A 16,530-nucleotide genomic window follows, 5' to 3' on the forward strand; every position below is an offset into this window, starting at 1 on the left:
AGGGCTTAGTGGATAAAGTAATTTAAGTAAAACTAGTATTAAAAATTGAAATAGAGAGCAATCTTTTTGTAAAATGATGAGGATAGGAAAGCTGATTATATAAGTATGTGTGATATGATGTTTTTATAAGTTTTATACATACTACACAAATATAGATTAAATAAGATAAGTGGTGAGAATATGATTTTTGTATTGGATGTAGGGAACACAAATGCTGTACTAGGCGTGTTTGAAGAGGGGGAACTTCGTCAGCATTGGCGCATGGAAACAGATCGTCATAAGACAGAAGATGAATATGGAATGCTTGTAAAACAGTTACTTGATCATGAGGGTCTTTCGTTTGAAGATGTGAAAGGTATTATTGTGTCTTCAGTCGTACCACCAATTATGTTCGCTTTAGAACGTATGTGTGAAAAATATTTTAAAATTAAACCGCTTGTAGTAGGGCCTGGAATAAAAACGGGGCTAAATATTAAATATGAAAATCCACGTGAAGTAGGCGCAGATCGAATTGTAAATGCAGTAGCGGGAATCCAATTGTATGGAAGTCCACTTATTATTGTTGATTTTGGTACGGCTACTACATATTGTTATATTAATGAAGAAAAGCATTATATGGGTGGAGTTATTACGCCAGGAATTATGATTTCAGCAGAGGCTTTATATAGTAGGGCAGCAAAACTTCCTCGTATTGAAATTACAAAACCGAGCAGTGTTGTTGGGAAGAATACAGTAAGTGCGATGCAATCAGGTATTCTTTATGGTTATGTAGGACAAGTGGAAGGTATTGTTAAGCGTATGAAAGAAGAAGCTAAACAAGAACCGAAAGTTATTGCAACAGGTGGATTGGCGAAATTAATTTCAGAAGAATCGAATGTAATTGATATTGTAGATCCATTTTTAACGTTAAAAGGCTTGTATATGTTATATGAGCGTAATGCAAATTTACAGCATGAGAAAGGTGAATAAATAAGTATGAAAGATTATTTAGTAAAAGCGTTAGCGTTTGATGGAGAAGTACGTGCGTATAGTGTACGTACAACGAATACAGTAAGTGAGGCGCAAAGACGTCATGATACATGGAGGACAGCTTCGGCGGCACTTGGTCGTTCTTTAACTGCAGGCACAATGATGGGTGCGATGTTAAAAGGTGATCAAAAGTTAACGATTAAGGTAGAAGGTAATGGTCCGATTGGCCCTATCTTAGTAGATGCTCATGCAAATGGGGATGTACGTGGCTACGTAACGAATCCACATGTTGATTTTGAAGGAACGGAACAAGGGAAATTACGTGTATATCAAGCGGTAGGTACAGAAGGGTTTGTAACAGTAATTAAAGATATTGGTATGCGTGAGCCGTTTATCGGTCAATCCCCAATCGTTTCGGGAGAACTAGGGGAAGATTTCACGTATTATTTCGCAGTTTCTGAGCAGACGCCTTCTTCTGTTGGTGTGGGTGTACTTGTAAATGGAGATGACAGCGTATTAGCGGCGGGTGGATTTATCCTTCAAATTATGCCGGGCGCACAGGAAGAAACAATTTCATTCATTGAAGATCGTTTGCAAAAAATCCCGCCTGTATCAACATTGATCGAACAAGGTCTTTCTCCAGAAGAGCTACTATATGCAGTCCTTGGAGAAGATAAAGTGAAAGTATTAGAAACAATGGATGTTCAATTTAATTGTACGTGCTCACGTGAACGTATTGAGAGTGTGTTAATTAGTTTAGGTAAAACAGAGTTAGAGCAAATTCGTGAAGAAGAAGAAGAAACAGAAGTTCATTGTCATTTCTGTAATGAACGATACAAGTTCTCTAAAGAAGATATTACAAATTTAATTGAGAATTTGTAATAAGGGGATTAACCCTCCGAATAGATTGACAAACAGGGAATTTTCTGACAAAATCTAAATATAGATAAAACCAATAAAAATACTCGGTGTTAGGAGTGACAGGAATGCGAGTGGCACAATCAGTTTCAGAATTAATCGGGAAAACGCCGATCGTTAAGTTGAACCGCATCGTAGAATCAGACAGCGCAGATATATACTTAAAACTAGAATTTATGAATCCAGGGAGTAGCGTTAAAGATCGTATTGCACTAGCTATGATTGAAGATGCTGAAAAAAAGGGATTGTTAAAAGAGGGCGATACAATCATTGAGCCAACAAGTGGTAACACAGGGATTGGTTTAGCGATGGTAGCGGCTGCTAAAGGATATAATGCAATTTTAGTAATGCCAGAAACAATGAGTATTGAGCGTCGTAATTTATTACGTGCTTACGGTGCTGAATTAGTATTGACTCCAGGTCCTGAAGGGATGGGTGGAGCAATTCGTAAAGCGACTGAATTAGCGAAAGAGCATGGCTACTTTATACCACAACAGTTCAAAAACCAATCGAATCCAGAAATTCACCGTTTAACAACAGGTCCAGAAATTATTGAACAAATGGGCGACCAATTAGATGCGTTTATTGCAGGTATTGGTACAGGTGGAACGATTACTGGTGCTGGTGAAGTGCTGAAGGAAGCGTATAAAGATATTAAAATTTATGCAGTAGAACCTGCAGATTCACCAGTATTATCTGGTGGGAAACCAGGTCCACATAAAATCCAAGGAATTGGGGCGGGATTTGTTCCGGAGACGTTGGATGTAGAAGTATATGATGAAATTATTCAAGTGAAAACAGAGCAAGCATTTGAATATGCGAGAAGAGTGGCTAAAGAGGAAGGTATTTTAGTTGGTATCTCTTCAGGCGCAGTTATTTATGCAGCAACAGAAGTTGCGAAAAAGTTAGGTAAAGGGAAAAAGGTACTTGTTATTATCCCGAGTAACGGTGAACGTTATTTAAGTACACCACTTTATCAATTTGAATCATAATTAAATGCGATTGAAAAAGCATCCTTGAAAAAGGATGCTTTTTCTTTTTGGATTGGAAATAGGAAAAGAGTGAATGACTAGAAAACTTCATGTAAAATAAGAGGTAGTATAATTAAATTATTTTCACTAGCCTTCGAGTATAATCAATCTCTATATAAATAACTTATGTAGTTGGAGCTGGTTCATCTAAGAGGGTGGGATAAAAGAAGACGGGGTGTTGATATGCAACGAAGAAAATCTTTAGCGCTTTCTATTCCATATCAGTTAGATTTCTTTAAGCAATATAAATTTCTTTCTCAGGATAAGCCGCAACATATTTTGCTGGAAAGTGGACGTGGCGGTCGTTATAACATAGTGGGTTTAAACCCGGTAGCGGTAATCCAAGGGAAGGGTGAAAAGTTACATATAAGTGAAAGCGGTAAGGAAACAATAAAAAGAGGGAATCCATTAGATTTAATGCAAGAATATATGGAGAAATGGAAAACAGACTACAATCCAGAGTACCCGCCTTTTCAAGGTGGTGCAATTGGCTACTTTAGTTATGATTGTATCCGTTATATCGAAAAACTCCCTTCTCTTGCAGAGGATGATCTGAATATACCCGATATATACTTTTTATTATTTGACGATGTGTTTGTCTATGATCAAAAAGAAAAGCTATTGTGGATTATTACACATTATGTAGATAAGCATGCAGAAGCAGAAGAACGTTTAAATGAATGGAAGGATCTTTGGGTGGCAGAAGTGCCTGAAGTGACTATGCCGTTTGAACGTCCTAAAAAGAAAAATGAAGCGGTTGCCTTTACAGAAACAGGCTTTATGAAGGCAGTTGAATGTATTCAAGAATATATTGGGGCGGGTGATGTGTTCCAAGTAAACTTGTCGACGAGACAAGAAAGAACTTTACAAACGCATCCACTAGAAATTTATACAAGTCTTCGTGAAATTAATCCATCTCCATATATGGGTTACCTGGAGCTTGGAGATTTTCAAATTGTTAGTGGATCGCCAGAGTTGTTAATTAAGAAACAAGGAACTGAAGTAAGTACAAGACCAATTGCTGGAACGAGATCTAGAGGCGCGGATGAGCAAGAGGATGAAGAATTAGCAAGAGAATTAATTGAGAACGAAAAAGAAAGAGCAGAGCATGTAATGCTTGTGGATTTAGAAAGAAATGATTTAGGGCGTGTTTGTAAATATGGCACTGTAGAAGTAGATGAATTTATGGTAATTGAGAAATACTCACATGTTATGCATATTGTTTCTAATGTGCGTGGTGAGGTGGAAGAAGATAAAGATGCTTTTGATTTAGTGAAGGCTGTATTCCCTGGTGGAACAATTACTGGTGCCCCGAAAATACGTACAATGGAAATTATTGAGGAATTAGAACCTGTTCGCCGAGGGATTTATACAGGTTCAATCGGTTGGATTGGTTATTCTGGAGATACAGAATTGAATATTGTAATTAGAACACTTCTTGCTAAAGATGGAAAAGCTCATGTACAAGCGGGGGCGGGAATTGTAATTGATTCAAATCCAGAAAATGAATATAAAGAGTCGTTAAAAAAGGCGATTGCTTTATGGCGTGCAAAAGAACGTAGCGAAGAAACGGTTAGGTGAGAGAAATGATATTAATGATTGATAATTATGATTCTTTTACATTTAATTTAGTGCAGTTTCTTGGAGAACTTGGACAAGAGCTCGTTGTTAAACGTAACGATGAAGTGACGATTTCAGATATCGAGAATATGAAACCAGATTTTCTAATGATTTCTCCAGGTCCATGTAGTCCTAATGAAGCGGGGATTAGTATGGAAGTTATTAAATACTTCGCGGGGAAGATTCCGATTTTTGGAGTTTGTTTAGGGCATCAATCTATTGCACAAGTGTTTGGTGGAGAGGTTGTTCGTGCAGAGCGATTAATGCATGGGAAAACTTCGCTTATGCATCATGATGGAAAGACGATTTTTTCGGATATTCCTAATCCGTTTACTGCGACGCGCTATCATTCCCTTATTGTTAAGAAAGAGACGTTACCAGATTGCTTAGAGGTAACATCTTGGACGGAGGAAGGGGAAATTATGGCACTTCGTCATAAGACATTGCCGATAGAGGGTGTGCAATTCCATCCGGAATCTATTATGACTTCTCATGGGAAAGAGTTATTGCAGAATTTCATTCGTAAATACAGTCCAAGTGCGACATTATGTTAATTTACGTAAATGGTCAGTATGTAGAAGCAAGTGAAGCGAGAATTTCTCCTTATGATCATGGTTATTTATATGGTCTTGGAGTTTTTGAAACGTTTCGTATTTATAATGGTCATCCTTTCTTATTGGATGATCATTATGACCGTTTAATAGAGGCGCTGGATACATTGCAAATTAAATGGACAATGACAAAAAATGATGTGATGCTTATTTTGAAAGATTTACTCGCTAAGAATGAATTGAAGCATGCATATGTACGTTTTAATGTATCGGCGGGTATAGAAGAAATAGGATTACAAACGGAAATATACGAAGAGCCTTCGGTTATTGTTTTTATAAAACCTTTAACAGCTCCAGGAGATGTAGTAGAAAAAGAAGGTGTTATTTTAAAACAAGTGCGAAATACACCGGAAGGGACATTTCGCCTGAAGTCTCATCACTATTTAAATAATATTTTAGGTAAGCGTGAAATTGGAAATGTTGTGAGCAAGGAAGGTATTTTCCTTACTGAAGCAGGTTATGTTGCAGAGGGTATTGTTTCGAATCTATTTTTTGTGAAAGGTGATGTTTTATATACACCTTCGTTAGAGACAGGTATTTTAAATGGTATCACTCGTGCGTTTATTATAAAGAGTGCTGAAGAATTAAATATAGAAGTAAAGGAAGGTTTCTTTACAAAAGATGAGCTACTTTCAGCGGATGAAGTCTTCGTAACAAACTCCATTCAAGAAATTGTTCCGCTTTATCGTATAGAAGCGCAGGATTTCCCGGGTAAAGTAGGAGTGGTTACAAAAAGTTTAATGTACCTTTATGGAATGCAAAGAGAGAAATTATGGAGCAGAAATGAATTACGAAGAGGAGATGTGTAGTTTGAAGTGGGATTATGATTTAAGCTGCGGCGAATATACATTGAATTTAAATGAAAAGACATTAATTATGGGGATTTTAAATGTAACACCAGATTCGTTTTCTGATGGTGGGAGTTACAACGAGGTAGATGCTGCGGTACGTCACGCAAAAGAAATGCAAGGTGAAGGTGCTCATATTATTGATATTGGTGGCGAATCTACTCGCCCAGGTTTTGCTAAAGTATCAGTAGAAGAAGAAATAAAGCGAGTCGTCCCGATGATTCAAGCAGTTTCAAAAGAAGTAAAATTACCTATATCTATCGATACATATAAAGCTGAAGTTGCAAAGCAAGCAATTGAGGCTGGTGCTCATATTATTAATGATATTTGGGGGGCGAAGGCGGAGCCAAAAATTGCTGAAGTCGCAGCCCATTATGATGTACCCATCATTTTAATGCATAACCGTGATAATATGAATTATCGTAATTTAATGGCGGATATGATTGCTGATTTGTATGACAGTATTAAAATTGCTAAAAATGCTGGTGTGCGAGATGAGAATATTATTTTAGATCCAGGTATCGGTTTTGCTAAAACACCGGAGCAGAACTTAGAGGCGATGCGTAATTTAGAACAGTTAAATGTGCTAGGTTATCCGGTTCTCTTAGGTACTTCGAGAAAGTCCTTTATTGGGCACGTATTAGATTTGCCAGTAGAGGAACGCCTTGAGGGAACGGGAGCTACTGTTTGTCTTGGTATTGAAAAGGGCTGTGAGTTTGTTCGTGTCCATGATGTGAAAGAAATGGCGCGTATGGCTAAAATGATGGATGCGATGATTGGTAAGGGGGTAAGGTAATTGGATAAAATTTATATCCATGATATGGAATTTTATGGTTATCATGGTGTGTTTCCAGAGGAGAATAGATTAGGTCAGAGATTTAAAGTTGACTTAACGGTGGAGTTGGATTTAAAGCGTGCAGGGGAAAGTGATGACTTAGAGCATTCGGTCAATTATGGAGAGCTTTTCGAATTATGTAGAAAGGTTGTTGAGGATAGAAAGTATAAGCTTGTGGAGAGTATCGCTGAAAATATTGCTGCAGATATATTAAAGCAATATAAAAGTATTTCACGGTGTACAATTAAGGTGATTAAACCAGATCCGCCGATACCGGGCCATTATCGCGCTGTAGCAGTAGAAATTACGAGAGAACGTCCATGAATAATATAGCGTACATTGCATTAGGGTCAAATATTGGAGAGCGTTATACGTATTTAACTGAAGCCATTCGGTTTTTAAATAAAAGTCCGTATATTCAAGTTGATGATGTTTCGTCAGTGTATGAAACTGATCCAGTTGGCTATACTGACCAAAGTTGTTTTTTAAATTTAGTTATAAAAATTTCTACCAATTTATCACCGCAAGAATTATTGAAAGTAACACAAAAAGTAGAAAATGACCTAGGAAGAAAAAGGGAAATTAGGTGGGGGCCGAGGACTATCGACCTTGACATTTTACTTTATAATCAAGAGAATATTGAAGCAGAGAATCTTATTGTTCCGCATCCGCGGATGTTCGAAAGAGCTTTTGTTATCGTTCCGTTGTTAGAGATTAATCAAGATATAAAACAAAACATTTCACGTTCACAAGTAGAAGAAATGAAAAGGCGAGAGGGAGTAACGGTATGGAAGCAGAAAAATGGGGAAGACGCATTCGTGCTTTTCGAAAGCTAAAAGGCTACACGCAAGAAGGTTTTGCTAAAGAATTAGGGGTATCAGTATCTGTTTTAGGTGAAGTTGAGAGAGGGAATCGATCGCCTTCTCAAGATTTTGTAGTAGAAGTTGCTAAGGCGTTAAATGTTTCGATAGATGAATTAATGCCAAAGTGACTGTGCAGGAAGGAGTAGGTTGATTGTTAAAGATTGCAAATATTGAGATGAAAAATCCGGTTGTATTAGCACCGATGGCGGGAGTGTGTAACTCTGCATTCCGTTTAACAGTTAAAGAATTTGGTGCAGGTTTAGTTTGTGCTGAAATGGTAAGTGATAAGGCAATATTACTGAATAACAAAAGAACATTAGATATGTTATATATTGATGAGAGAGAAAAACCATTAAGTTTACAAATTTTCGGTGGAGAGAAAGAAACGCTTGTAGATGCTGCGAAATACGTAGATAAATATACGACAGCAGACATTATTGATATTAATATGGGTTGCCCAGTACCGAAAATCGTTAAATGTGATGCGGGGGCAAGGTGGCTTCTAGATCCAAATAAAATATACGAAATGGTAGCAGCGGTTGTAGATGCTGTTGAAAAGCCGGTTACGGTTAAAATGCGTATCGGTTGGGATGAAGAACATATTTTCGCAATAGAAAATGCTAGAGCTGTTGAGCGTGCTGGCGGACAAGCTGTGGCGGTTCACGGACGTACGCGAGTGCAAATGTATGAAGGGAAAGCAGATTGGGATATCATTAAACAAGTAAAGCAAGCTGTGAATATCCCGGTTATCGGAAATGGTGATGTCGAAACACCGCAAGATGCGAAGCGTATGCTTGATGAGATTGGTGTAGATGGTGTTATGATTGGTCGTGCAGCTCTTGGGGATCCATGGATGATTTATCGTACGGTAAAGTATTTAGAGACAGGTGAATTAATGCCGGAACCAACAGTCCGTGAGAAAATTGATGTATGTATGTTGCATCTAGATCGTCTTATCGATTTAAAGAACGAAAATGTTGCTGTAAGAGAGATGAGAAAGCATGCGGCTTGGTATTTAAAAGGTGTTCGTGGTAATGCGAGTGTGCGTAATGGTATCAATACTTGCAACACGCGTGAAGACCTTGCGAATGTATTAGGTGCATTTGTAGAAGAAGTAGAGGCGAAACAACAAACAATTTACGTTGGTTAATAAGGAGGACGGAGAAGATTGACATTCTTCTACACACTTCCTATAATTACGTGAAAGAAAGAAGAACTGCCAGTTAGTTGCTGGCAGTTTTTCTAGTTGAGTAGAAAATGCTATACTGTATATATTGTAAAAATTAATAGAGCTGGAGTGATATCAATATCATGGATAACATGAACCACGAAGAATTAAACGACCAATTGCTTGTTCGTCGTGAAAAGCTACATAATTTACGTGAGCAAGGAATCGATCCGTTCGGTAAACGATTTGAACGCACAAATTCAACAACCGACTTAGTAAGTCTATATGGAGAATTCTCTAAAGAAGAATTAGAAGAGAAGGAAATCACGGTTTCTATCGCTGGTCGTATTATGACAAAACGCGGTAAAGGAAAAGCTGGATTCGCACACATTCAAGATTTACACGGACAAGTTCAAATTTACGTTCGTAAAGATACTGTTGGAGATGAAGAGTACGAGTTATTTACGACAGCAGATTTAGGTGACTTAGTAGGTATTGAAGGTAAAGTGTTCAAAACAAACGTTGGAGAACTTTCAGTAAAAGCAACAGGATTTACGCTTTTAACGAAATCTCTTCGTCCATTACCGGATAAATACCATGGATTAAAAGATGTTGAACAACGATACCGTCAACGTTACTTAGACTTAATTACAAGTATGGAAAGTCGTGAAACATTTGTTACTCGTAGTAAAATCATTCGTGAAATGAGAAGATATTTAGATGACAACGGTTATCTTGAAGTAGAAACGCCTATGATGCACGCGATTGCGGGTGGAGCATCTGCTCGTCCTTTCACTACGCATCATAATGCGTTAGATATGGAATTATATATGCGTATCGCAATTGAACTTCATTTAAAACGTCTTATTGTGGGCGGATTAGAAAAAGTTTATGAGATCGGCCGTGTATTCCGTAATGAGGGTGTATCAACTCGTCATAATCCTGAGTTTACGATGATTGAATTATATGAAGCGTACGCTGATTATAATGATATTATGAAACTAACAGAAAATATGGTTGCTCATATTGCGAAAAAAGTATTGGGTACAACAACGATCCAATATGGTGATTATGAAATTAATCTAGAACCAGAATGGACACGTCTTCATATGGTAGATGCAATTAAGCAACACTCTGGAGCGGATTTCTGGACTCCGATGAGTGTAGAAGAAGCGCGTGAGCTTGCAAAAGAACATAATGTAGAAATTAAGGATACAATGGAAGTTGGTCATATCATTAATGAGTTCTTCGAGCAAAAAGTAGAAGATAAATTAATTCAACCAACATTTATTTACGGTCATCCGGTAGAAATTTCGCCACTTGCGAAAAAGAATGACGAAGATCCACGATTCACAGATCGTTTCGAGTTATTTATCGTTGCACGTGAACATGCAAATGCATTCACTGAGTTAAACGATCCAATTGATCAAAAAGAACGTTTTGAAGCTCAATTAAAAGAGCGTGAGCAAGGTAATGACGAAGCTCACATGATGGATGATGATTATATCGAAGCTCTTGAGTACGGTATGCCTCCTACGGGTGGATTAGGAATCGGTATTGATCGTCTAGTTATGTTATTAACAAATGCACCATCTATTCGTGATGTATTATTATTCCCTGCTATGCGTCATAAACAAGACTAAGCTTTGGAGATTTCTCCAAAGCTTTTTTTATTTGAGTATGAGTTGCGTGGGTATAATAGATCTTGATGGTGCGAGAAATTATATTTATATAGAAGAAATGTGCTGTTTTTATACTTTTTTACTAAGTTAAAAATTTTATTAGAAAAACTATTGCATTTTAATAATTAAACTGGTATATTTATATCCGTTGCCACGAAAGGTAACAAGCAAAACAAACGAAAAACAACTTATTGAAAAAAGTTGTTGACGAAAATATAACAAAATGTTATATTGATAAAGTCGCTTGCGAGCGACAACGTAGTTCTTTGAAAACTGAACGAAACAAACAACGTGAAACGTCAATTTTTATTTTTAGATGCTAGACAAACTAACTTTATTGGAGAGTTTGATCCTGGCTCAGGATGAACGCTGGCGGCGTGCCTAATACATGCAAGTCGAGCGAATGGATTGAGAGCTTGCTCTCAAGAAGTTAGCGGCGGACGGGTGAGTAACACGTGGGTAACCTGCCCATAAGACTGGGATAACTCCGGGAAACCGGGGCTAATACCGGATAACATTTTGAACTGCATGGTTCGAAATTGAAAGGCGGCTTCGGCTGTCACTTATGGATGGACCCGCGTCGCATTAGCTAGTTGGTGAGGTAACGGCTCACCAAGGCAACGATGCGTAGCCGACCTGAGAGGGTGATCGGCCACACTGGGACTGAGACACGGCCCAGACTCCTACGGGAGGCAGCAGTAGGGAATCTTCCGCAATGGACGAAAGTCTGACGGAGCAACGCCGCGTGAGTGATGAAGGCTTTCGGGTCGTAAAACTCTGTTGTTAGGGAAGAACAAGTGCTAGTTGAATAAGCTGGCACCTTGACGGTACCTAACCAGAAAGCCACGGCTAACTACGTGCCAGCAGCCGCGGTAATACGTAGGTGGCAAGCGTTATCCGGAATTATTGGGCGTAAAGCGCGCGCAGGTGGTTTCTTAAGTCTGATGTGAAAGCCCACGGCTCAACCGTGGAGGGTCATTGGAAACTGGGAGACTTGAGTGCAGAAGAGGAAAGTGGAATTCCATGTGTAGCGGTGAAATGCGTAGAGATATGGAGGAACACCAGTGGCGAAGGCGACTTTCTGGTCTGTAACTGACACTGAGGCGCGAAAGCGTGGGGAGCAAACAGGATTAGATACCCTGGTAGTCCACGCCGTAAACGATGAGTGCTAAGTGTTAGAGGGTTTCCGCCCTTTAGTGCTGAAGTTAACGCATTAAGCACTCCGCCTGGGGAGTACGGCCGCAAGGCTGAAACTCAAAGGAATTGACGGGGGCCCGCACAAGCGGTGGAGCATGTGGTTTAATTCGAAGCAACGCGAAGAACCTTACCAGGTCTTGACATCCTCTGAAAACCCTAGAGATAGGGCTTCTCCTTCGGGAGCAGAGTGACAGGTGGTGCATGGTTGTCGTCAGCTCGTGTCGTGAGATGTTGGGTTAAGTCCCGCAACGAGCGCAACCCTTGATCTTAGTTGCCATCATTAAGTTGGGCACTCTAAGGTGACTGCCGGTGACAAACCGGAGGAAGGTGGGGATGACGTCAAATCATCATGCCCCTTATGACCTGGGCTACACACGTGCTACAATGGACGGTACAAAGAGCTGCAAGACCGCGAGGTGGAGCTAATCTCATAAAACCGTTCTCAGTTCGGATTGTAGGCTGCAACTCGCCTACATGAAGCTGGAATCGCTAGTAATCGCGGATCAGCATGCCGCGGTGAATACGTTCCCGGGCCTTGTACACACCGCCCGTCACACCACGAGAGTTTGTAACACCCGAAGTCGGTGGGGTAACCTTTTTGGAGCCAGCCGCCTAAGGTGGGACAGATGATTGGGGTGAAGTCGTAACAAGGTAGCCGTATCGGAAGGTGCGGCTGGATCACCTCCTTTCTATGGAGAATTGATGAACGCTGTTCATCAATATAAGTTTCCGTGTTTCGTTTTGTTCAGTTTTGAGAGAACTATCTCTCATATATAAATGTATGTTCTTTGAAAACTAGATAACAGTGTAGCTCATATTTTTTAATTTTTAGTTTGGTTAAGTTAGAAAGGGCGCACGGTGGATGCCTTGACACTAGGAGTCGATGAAGGACGGGACTAACGCCGATATGCTTCGGGGAGCTGTAAGTAAGCTTTGATCCGAAGATTTCCGAATGGGGAAACCCACTATACGTAATGGTATGGTATCCTTACCTGAATACATAGGGTATGGAAGACAGACCCAGGGAACTGAAACATCTAAGTACCTGGAGGAAGAGAAAGCAAATGCGATTTCCTGAGTAGCGGCGAGCGAAACGGAACATAGCCCAAACCAAGAGGCTTGCCTCTTGGGGTTGTAGGACATTCTATACGGAGTTACAAAGGAACGAGGTAGACGAAGCGACCTGGAAAGGTCCGTCGTAGAGGGTAACAACCCCGTAGTCGAAACTTCGTTCTCTCTTGAATGTATCCTGAGTACGGCGGAACACGTGAAATTCCGTCGGAATCTGGGAGGACCATCTCCCAAGGCTAAATACTCCCTAGTGATCGATAGTGAACCAGTACCGTGAGGGAAAGGTGAAAAGCACCCCGGAAGGGGAGTGAAAGAGATCCTGAAACCGTGTGCCTACAAATAGTCAGAGCCCGTTAATGGGTGATGGCGTGCCTTTTGTAGAATGAACCGGCGAGTTACGATCCCGTGCAAGGTTAAGCTGAAGAGGCGGAGCCGCAGCGAAAGCGAGTCTGAATAGGGCGTTTAGTACGTGGTCGTAGACCCGAAACCAGGTGATCTACCCATGTCCAGGGTGAAGTTCAGGTAACACTGAATGGAGGCCCGAACCCACGCACGTTGAAAAGTGCGGGGATGAGGTGTGGGTAGCGGAGAAATTCCAATCGAACCTGGAGATAGCTGGTTCTCCCCGAAATAGCTTTAGGGCTAGCCTTAAGTGTAAGAGTCTTGGAGGTAGAGCACTGATTGAACTAGGGGTCCTCATCGGATTACCGAATTCAGTCAAACTCCGAATGCCAATGACTTATCCTTAGGAGTCAGACTGCGAGTGATAAGATCCGTAGTCAAGAGGGAAACAGCCCAGATCGCCAGCTAAGGTCCCAAAGTGTGTATTAAGTGGAAAAGGATGTGGAGTTGCTTAGACAACTAGGATGTTGGCTTAGAAGCAGCCACCATTTAAAGAGTGCGTAATAGCTCACTAGTCGAGTGACTCTGCGCCGAAAATGTACCGGGGCTAAATACACCACCGAAGCTGCGAATTGATACCAATGGTATCAGTGGTAGGGGAGCGTTCTAAGTGCAGTGAAGTCAGACCGGAAGGACTGGTGGAGCGCTTAGAAGTGAGAATGCCGGTATGAGTAGCGAAAGACGGGTGAGAATCCCGTCCACCGAATGCCTAAGGTTTCCTGAGGAAGGCTCGTCCGCTCAGGGTTAGTCAGGACCTAAGCCGAGGCCGACAGGCGTAGGCGATGGACAACAGGTTGATATTCCTGTACCACCTCTTTATCGTTTGAGCAATGGAGGGACGCAGAAGGATAGAAGAAGCGTGCGATTGGTTGTGCACGTCCAAGCAGTTAGGCTGATAAGTAGGCAAATCCGCTTATCGTGAAGGCTGAGCTGTGATGGGGAAGCTCCTTATGGAGCGAAGTCTTTGATTCCCCGCTGCCAAGAAAAGCTTCTAGCGAGATAAAAGGTGCCTGTACCGCAAACCGACACAGGTAGGCGAGGAGAGAATCCTAAGGTGTGCGAGAGAACTCTGGTTAAGGAACTCGGCAAAATGACCCCGTAACTTCGGGAGAAGGGGTGCTTTCTTAACGGAAAGCCGCAGTGAATAGGCCCAAGCGACTGTTTAGCAAAAACACAGCTCTCTGCGAAGCCGTAAGGCGAAGTATAGGGGGTGACACCTGCCCGGTGCTGGAAGGTTAAGGAGAGGGGTTAGCGTAAGCGAAGCTCTGAACTGAAGCCCCAGTAAACGGCGGCCGTAACTATAACGGTCCTAAGGTAGCGAAATTCCTTGTCGGGTAAGTTCCGACCCGCACGAAAGGTGTAACGATTTGGGCACTGTCTCAACCAGAGACTCGGTGAAATTATAGTACCTGTGAAGATGCAGGTTACCCGCGACAGGACGGAAAGACCCCGTGGAGCTTTACTGTAGCCTGATATTGAATTTTGGTACAGTTTGTACAGGATAGGCGGGAGCCATTGAAACCGGAGCGCTAGCTTCGGTGGAGGCGCTGGTGGGATACCGCCCTGACTGTATTGAAATTCTAACCTACGGGTCTTATCGACCCGGGAGACAGTGTCAGGTGGGCAGTTTGACTGGGGCGGTCGCCTCCTAAAGTGTAACGGAGGCGCCCAAAGGTTCCCTCAGAATGGTTGGAAATCATTCGTAGAGTGCAAAGGCATAAGGGAGCTTGACTGCGAGACCTACAAGTCGAGCAGGGACGAAAGTCGGGCTTAGTGATCCGGTGGTTCCGCATGGAAGGGCCATCGCTCAACGGATAAAAGCTACCCCGGGGATAACAGGCTTATCTCCCCCAAGAGTCCACATCGACGGGGAGGTTTGGCACCTCGATGTCGGCTCATCGCATCCTGGGGCTGTAGTCGGTCCCAAGGGTTGGGCTGTTCGCCCATTAAAGCGGTACGCGAGCTGGGTTCAGAACGTCGTGAGACAGTTCGGTCCCTATCCGTCGTGGGCGTAGGAAATTTGAGAGGAGCTGTCCTTAGTACGAGAGGACCGGGATGGACGCACCGCTGGTGTACCAGTTGTTCTGCCAAGGGCATAGCTGGGTAGCTATGTGCGGAAGGGATAAGTGCTGAAAGCATCTAAGCATGAAGCCCCCCTCAAGATGAGATTTCCCATAGCGTAAGCTAGTAAGATCCCTGAAAGATGATCAGGTTGATAGGTTCGAGGTGGAAGCATGGTGACATGTGGAGCTGACGAATACTAATAGATCGAGGACTTAACCATATAATATGAAGCAATGTTATCTAGTTTTGAAAGAATATAAAAAACTTGTTGACTTTAGAAGTTAAATGAGTTACAATAATTCTTGTCTTAAATGAATACAGTCTGGTAATGATGGCAGAGAGGTCACACCCGTTCCCATACCGAACACGGAAGTTAAGCTCTCTAGCGCCGATGGTAGTTGGGACCTTGTCCCTGTGAGAGTAGGACGTTGCCAGGCAAACGGAGGATTAGCTCAGCTGGGAGAGCACCTGCCTTACAAGCAGGGGGTCGGCGGTTCGATCCCGTCATCCTCCACCATTTAGCCGACTTAGCTCAATTGGTAGAGCAACTGACTTGTAATCAGTAGGTTGGGGGTTCAAGTCCTCTAGTCGGCACCAGTTTTAATTTTGAGAGCCATTAGCTCAGTTGGTAGAGCATCTGACTTTTAATCAGAGGGTCGAAGGTTCGAATCCTTCATGGCTCACCATTTTAATGAAATATGCGGGTGTGGCGGAATTGGCAGACGCACTAGACTTAGGATCTAGCGCCTTTGGCGTGGGGGTTCGACTCCCTTCACCCGCACTTTTAATAAAATATCTCAAACATGTCTTGCGGAAGTAGTTCAGTGGTAGAATACAACCTTGCCAAGGTTGGGGTCGCGGGTTCGAATCCCGTCTTCCGCTCCAATTTTCAATATGACATGCCGGGGTGGCGGAACAGGCAGACGCACAGGACTTAAAATCCTGCGGTGGGTGACCACCGTGCGGGTTCGACCCCCGCCCTCGGCACCATATGCGCCCGTAGCTCAATTGGATAGAGCGTTTGACTACGGATCAAGAGGTTAGGGGTTCGACTCCTCTCGGGCGCGTTTTCTTTCGGGAAGTGGCTCAGCTTGGTAGAGCACCTGGTTTGGGACCAGGGGGTCGCAGGTTCAAATCCTGTCTTCCCGATACTTGTTTGGGGCCTTAGCTCAGCTGGGAGAGCGCCTGCCTTGCACGCAGGAGGTCAGCGGTTCGATCCCGCTAGGCTCCACCATTAGTTCTTTGAAAACT

General features: G+C 42.1%; 12 protein-coding genes, 9 tRNA genes and 3 rRNA genes. All 24 read left to right on the forward strand.

Going from position 1 to position 16,530, the window contains the following annotated elements:
• Positions 1–180 precede the first annotated feature (180 nt).
• Positions 181–969, forward strand: a complete 789-nt coding sequence (locus tag QCI81_RS14655; RefSeq protein ID WP_000578365.1) for a type III pantothenate kinase — start codon at positions 181–183, stop codon at positions 967–969.
• 6 nt (positions 970–975) lie between these two features.
• Positions 976–1,851: a redox-regulated molecular chaperone HslO gene (hslO, locus tag QCI81_RS14660; RefSeq protein ID WP_000656367.1), complete on the forward strand. Its 876-nt coding sequence runs from the start codon at positions 976–978 to the stop codon at positions 1,849–1,851.
• Between the two features lie 104 nt (positions 1,852–1,955).
• Complete coding sequence (gene cysK, locus QCI81_RS14665) at positions 1,956–2,879, forward strand: cysteine synthase A (RefSeq protein WP_001261712.1); 924 nt, start codon at positions 1,956–1,958, stop codon at positions 2,877–2,879.
• A 222-nt stretch (positions 2,880–3,101) separates the two neighbouring features.
• The gene (gene pabB, locus QCI81_RS14670; protein WP_016513294.1) at positions 3,102–4,499 is read left to right on the forward strand and encodes an aminodeoxychorismate synthase component I; all 1,398 of its coding nucleotides are present in this window, start codon (positions 3,102–3,104) and stop codon (positions 4,497–4,499) included.
• A gap of 5 nt (positions 4,500–4,504) precedes the next feature.
• The gene (gene pabA, locus QCI81_RS14675) at positions 4,505–5,092 is read left to right on the forward strand and encodes an aminodeoxychorismate/anthranilate synthase component II (RefSeq protein ID WP_000602297.1); all 588 of its coding nucleotides are present in this window, start codon (positions 4,505–4,507) and stop codon (positions 5,090–5,092) included.
• Positions 5,086–5,958: an aminodeoxychorismate lyase gene (gene pabC / locus QCI81_RS14680; protein WP_353810842.1), complete on the forward strand. Its 873-nt coding sequence runs from the start codon at positions 5,086–5,088 to the stop codon at positions 5,956–5,958. Before pabA ends, pabC begins: the two co-directional genes overlap by 7 nt.
• The gene (gene folP / locus QCI81_RS14685) at positions 5,933–6,793 is read left to right on the forward strand and encodes a dihydropteroate synthase (RefSeq protein WP_353810943.1); all 861 of its coding nucleotides are present in this window, start codon (positions 5,933–5,935) and stop codon (positions 6,791–6,793) included. Before pabC ends, folP begins: the two co-directional genes overlap by 26 nt.
• Complete coding sequence (gene folB / locus QCI81_RS14690; RefSeq protein ID WP_000358070.1) at positions 6,794–7,156, forward strand: dihydroneopterin aldolase; 363 nt, start codon at positions 6,794–6,796, stop codon at positions 7,154–7,156.
• Positions 7,153–7,668, forward strand: coding sequence for a 2-amino-4-hydroxy-6-hydroxymethyldihydropteridine diphosphokinase (gene folK, locus QCI81_RS14695; protein ID WP_353810843.1), 516 nt, complete (start codon positions 7,153–7,155; stop codon positions 7,666–7,668). Before folB ends, folK begins: the two co-directional genes overlap by 4 nt.
• The gene (locus QCI81_RS14700; protein WP_000387030.1) at positions 7,620–7,823 is read left to right on the forward strand and encodes a helix-turn-helix domain-containing protein; all 204 of its coding nucleotides are present in this window, start codon (positions 7,620–7,622) and stop codon (positions 7,821–7,823) included. The genes folK and QCI81_RS14700 overlap by 49 nt, the downstream gene beginning before the upstream one ends.
• A gap of 23 nt (positions 7,824–7,846) precedes the next feature.
• Positions 7,847–8,845 carry a tRNA dihydrouridine synthase DusB gene (gene dusB, locus QCI81_RS14705; RefSeq protein ID WP_000912249.1) on the forward strand — a complete coding sequence of 333 codons (999 nt, stop codon included), beginning with the start codon at positions 7,847–7,849 and terminating at the stop codon, positions 8,843–8,845.
• 161 nt (positions 8,846–9,006) lie between these two features.
• Positions 9,007–10,506, forward strand: a complete 1,500-nt coding sequence (gene lysS / locus QCI81_RS14710) for a lysine--tRNA ligase (protein WP_000369686.1) — start codon at positions 9,007–9,009, stop codon at positions 10,504–10,506.
• A gap of 373 nt (positions 10,507–10,879) precedes the next feature.
• Positions 10,880–12,431 (forward strand): 16S ribosomal RNA (locus QCI81_RS14715).
• A gap of 146 nt (positions 12,432–12,577) precedes the next feature.
• Positions 12,578–15,499 (forward strand): 23S ribosomal RNA (locus QCI81_RS14720).
• A 101-nt stretch (positions 15,500–15,600) separates the two neighbouring features.
• Positions 15,601–15,716, forward strand: a 5S ribosomal RNA gene (rrf, locus tag QCI81_RS14725).
• The 16S, 23S and 5S rRNA genes sit together here with 9 tRNA genes alongside, the layout of an rRNA operon.
• A 4-nt stretch (positions 15,717–15,720) precedes the next feature.
• Positions 15,721–15,796: transfer RNA gene (locus tag QCI81_RS14730), tRNA-Val, on the forward strand.
• A gap of 4 nt (positions 15,797–15,800) precedes the next feature.
• Positions 15,801–15,876 (forward strand) — tRNA-Thr (locus tag QCI81_RS14735).
• Between the two features lie 13 nt (positions 15,877–15,889).
• Positions 15,890–15,965: transfer RNA gene (locus tag QCI81_RS14740), tRNA-Lys, on the forward strand.
• A gap of 14 nt (positions 15,966–15,979) precedes the next feature.
• A tRNA-Leu gene (locus QCI81_RS14745) sits at positions 15,980–16,060 on the forward strand.
• A gap of 29 nt (positions 16,061–16,089) precedes the next feature.
• Positions 16,090–16,164, forward strand: a tRNA-Gly gene (locus tag QCI81_RS14750).
• 16 nt (positions 16,165–16,180) lie between these two features.
• Positions 16,181–16,269 (forward strand) — tRNA-Leu (locus tag QCI81_RS14755).
• Between the two features lie 3 nt (positions 16,270–16,272).
• Positions 16,273–16,346, forward strand: a tRNA-Arg gene (locus tag QCI81_RS14760).
• Between the two features lie 8 nt (positions 16,347–16,354).
• Positions 16,355–16,428: transfer RNA gene (locus QCI81_RS14765), tRNA-Pro, on the forward strand.
• Between the two features lie 9 nt (positions 16,429–16,437).
• Positions 16,438–16,513, forward strand: a tRNA-Ala gene (locus QCI81_RS14770).
• The last annotated feature ends 17 nt before the right edge of the window (positions 16,514–16,530 follow it).

Origin of the sequence: Bacillus cereus group sp. MG20 (assembly GCF_040459885.1) — a bacterium.
GTDB lineage: Bacteria > Bacillota > Bacilli > Bacillales > Bacillaceae_G > Bacillus_A > Bacillus_A cereus.

Coding starts and splice junctions, on each gene's coding strand:
- pabB (WP_016513294.1), top strand. CDS start 3,102: ATGCAACGAAGAAAATCTTTAGCGCTTTCTATTCCATATCAGTTAGAT.
- lysS (WP_000369686.1), top strand. CDS start 9,007: ATGGATAACATGAACCACGAAGAATTAAACGACCAATTGCTTGTTCGT.
- folP (WP_353810943.1), top strand. CDS start 5,933: ATGAATTACGAAGAGGAGATGTGTAGTTTGAAGTGGGATTATGATTTA.
- QCI81_RS14655 (WP_000578365.1), top strand. CDS start 181: ATGATTTTTGTATTGGATGTAGGGAACACAAATGCTGTACTAGGCGTG.
- pabA (WP_000602297.1), top strand. CDS start 4,505: ATGATATTAATGATTGATAATTATGATTCTTTTACATTTAATTTAGTG.
- hslO (WP_000656367.1), top strand. CDS start 976: ATGAAAGATTATTTAGTAAAAGCGTTAGCGTTTGATGGAGAAGTACGT.
- folK (WP_353810843.1), top strand. CDS start 7,153: ATGAATAATATAGCGTACATTGCATTAGGGTCAAATATTGGAGAGCGT.
- cysK (WP_001261712.1), top strand. CDS start 1,956: ATGCGAGTGGCACAATCAGTTTCAGAATTAATCGGGAAAACGCCGATC.
- pabC (WP_353810842.1), top strand. CDS start 5,086: ATGTTAATTTACGTAAATGGTCAGTATGTAGAAGCAAGTGAAGCGAGA.
- QCI81_RS14700 (WP_000387030.1), top strand. CDS start 7,620: ATGGAAGCAGAAAAATGGGGAAGACGCATTCGTGCTTTTCGAAAGCTA.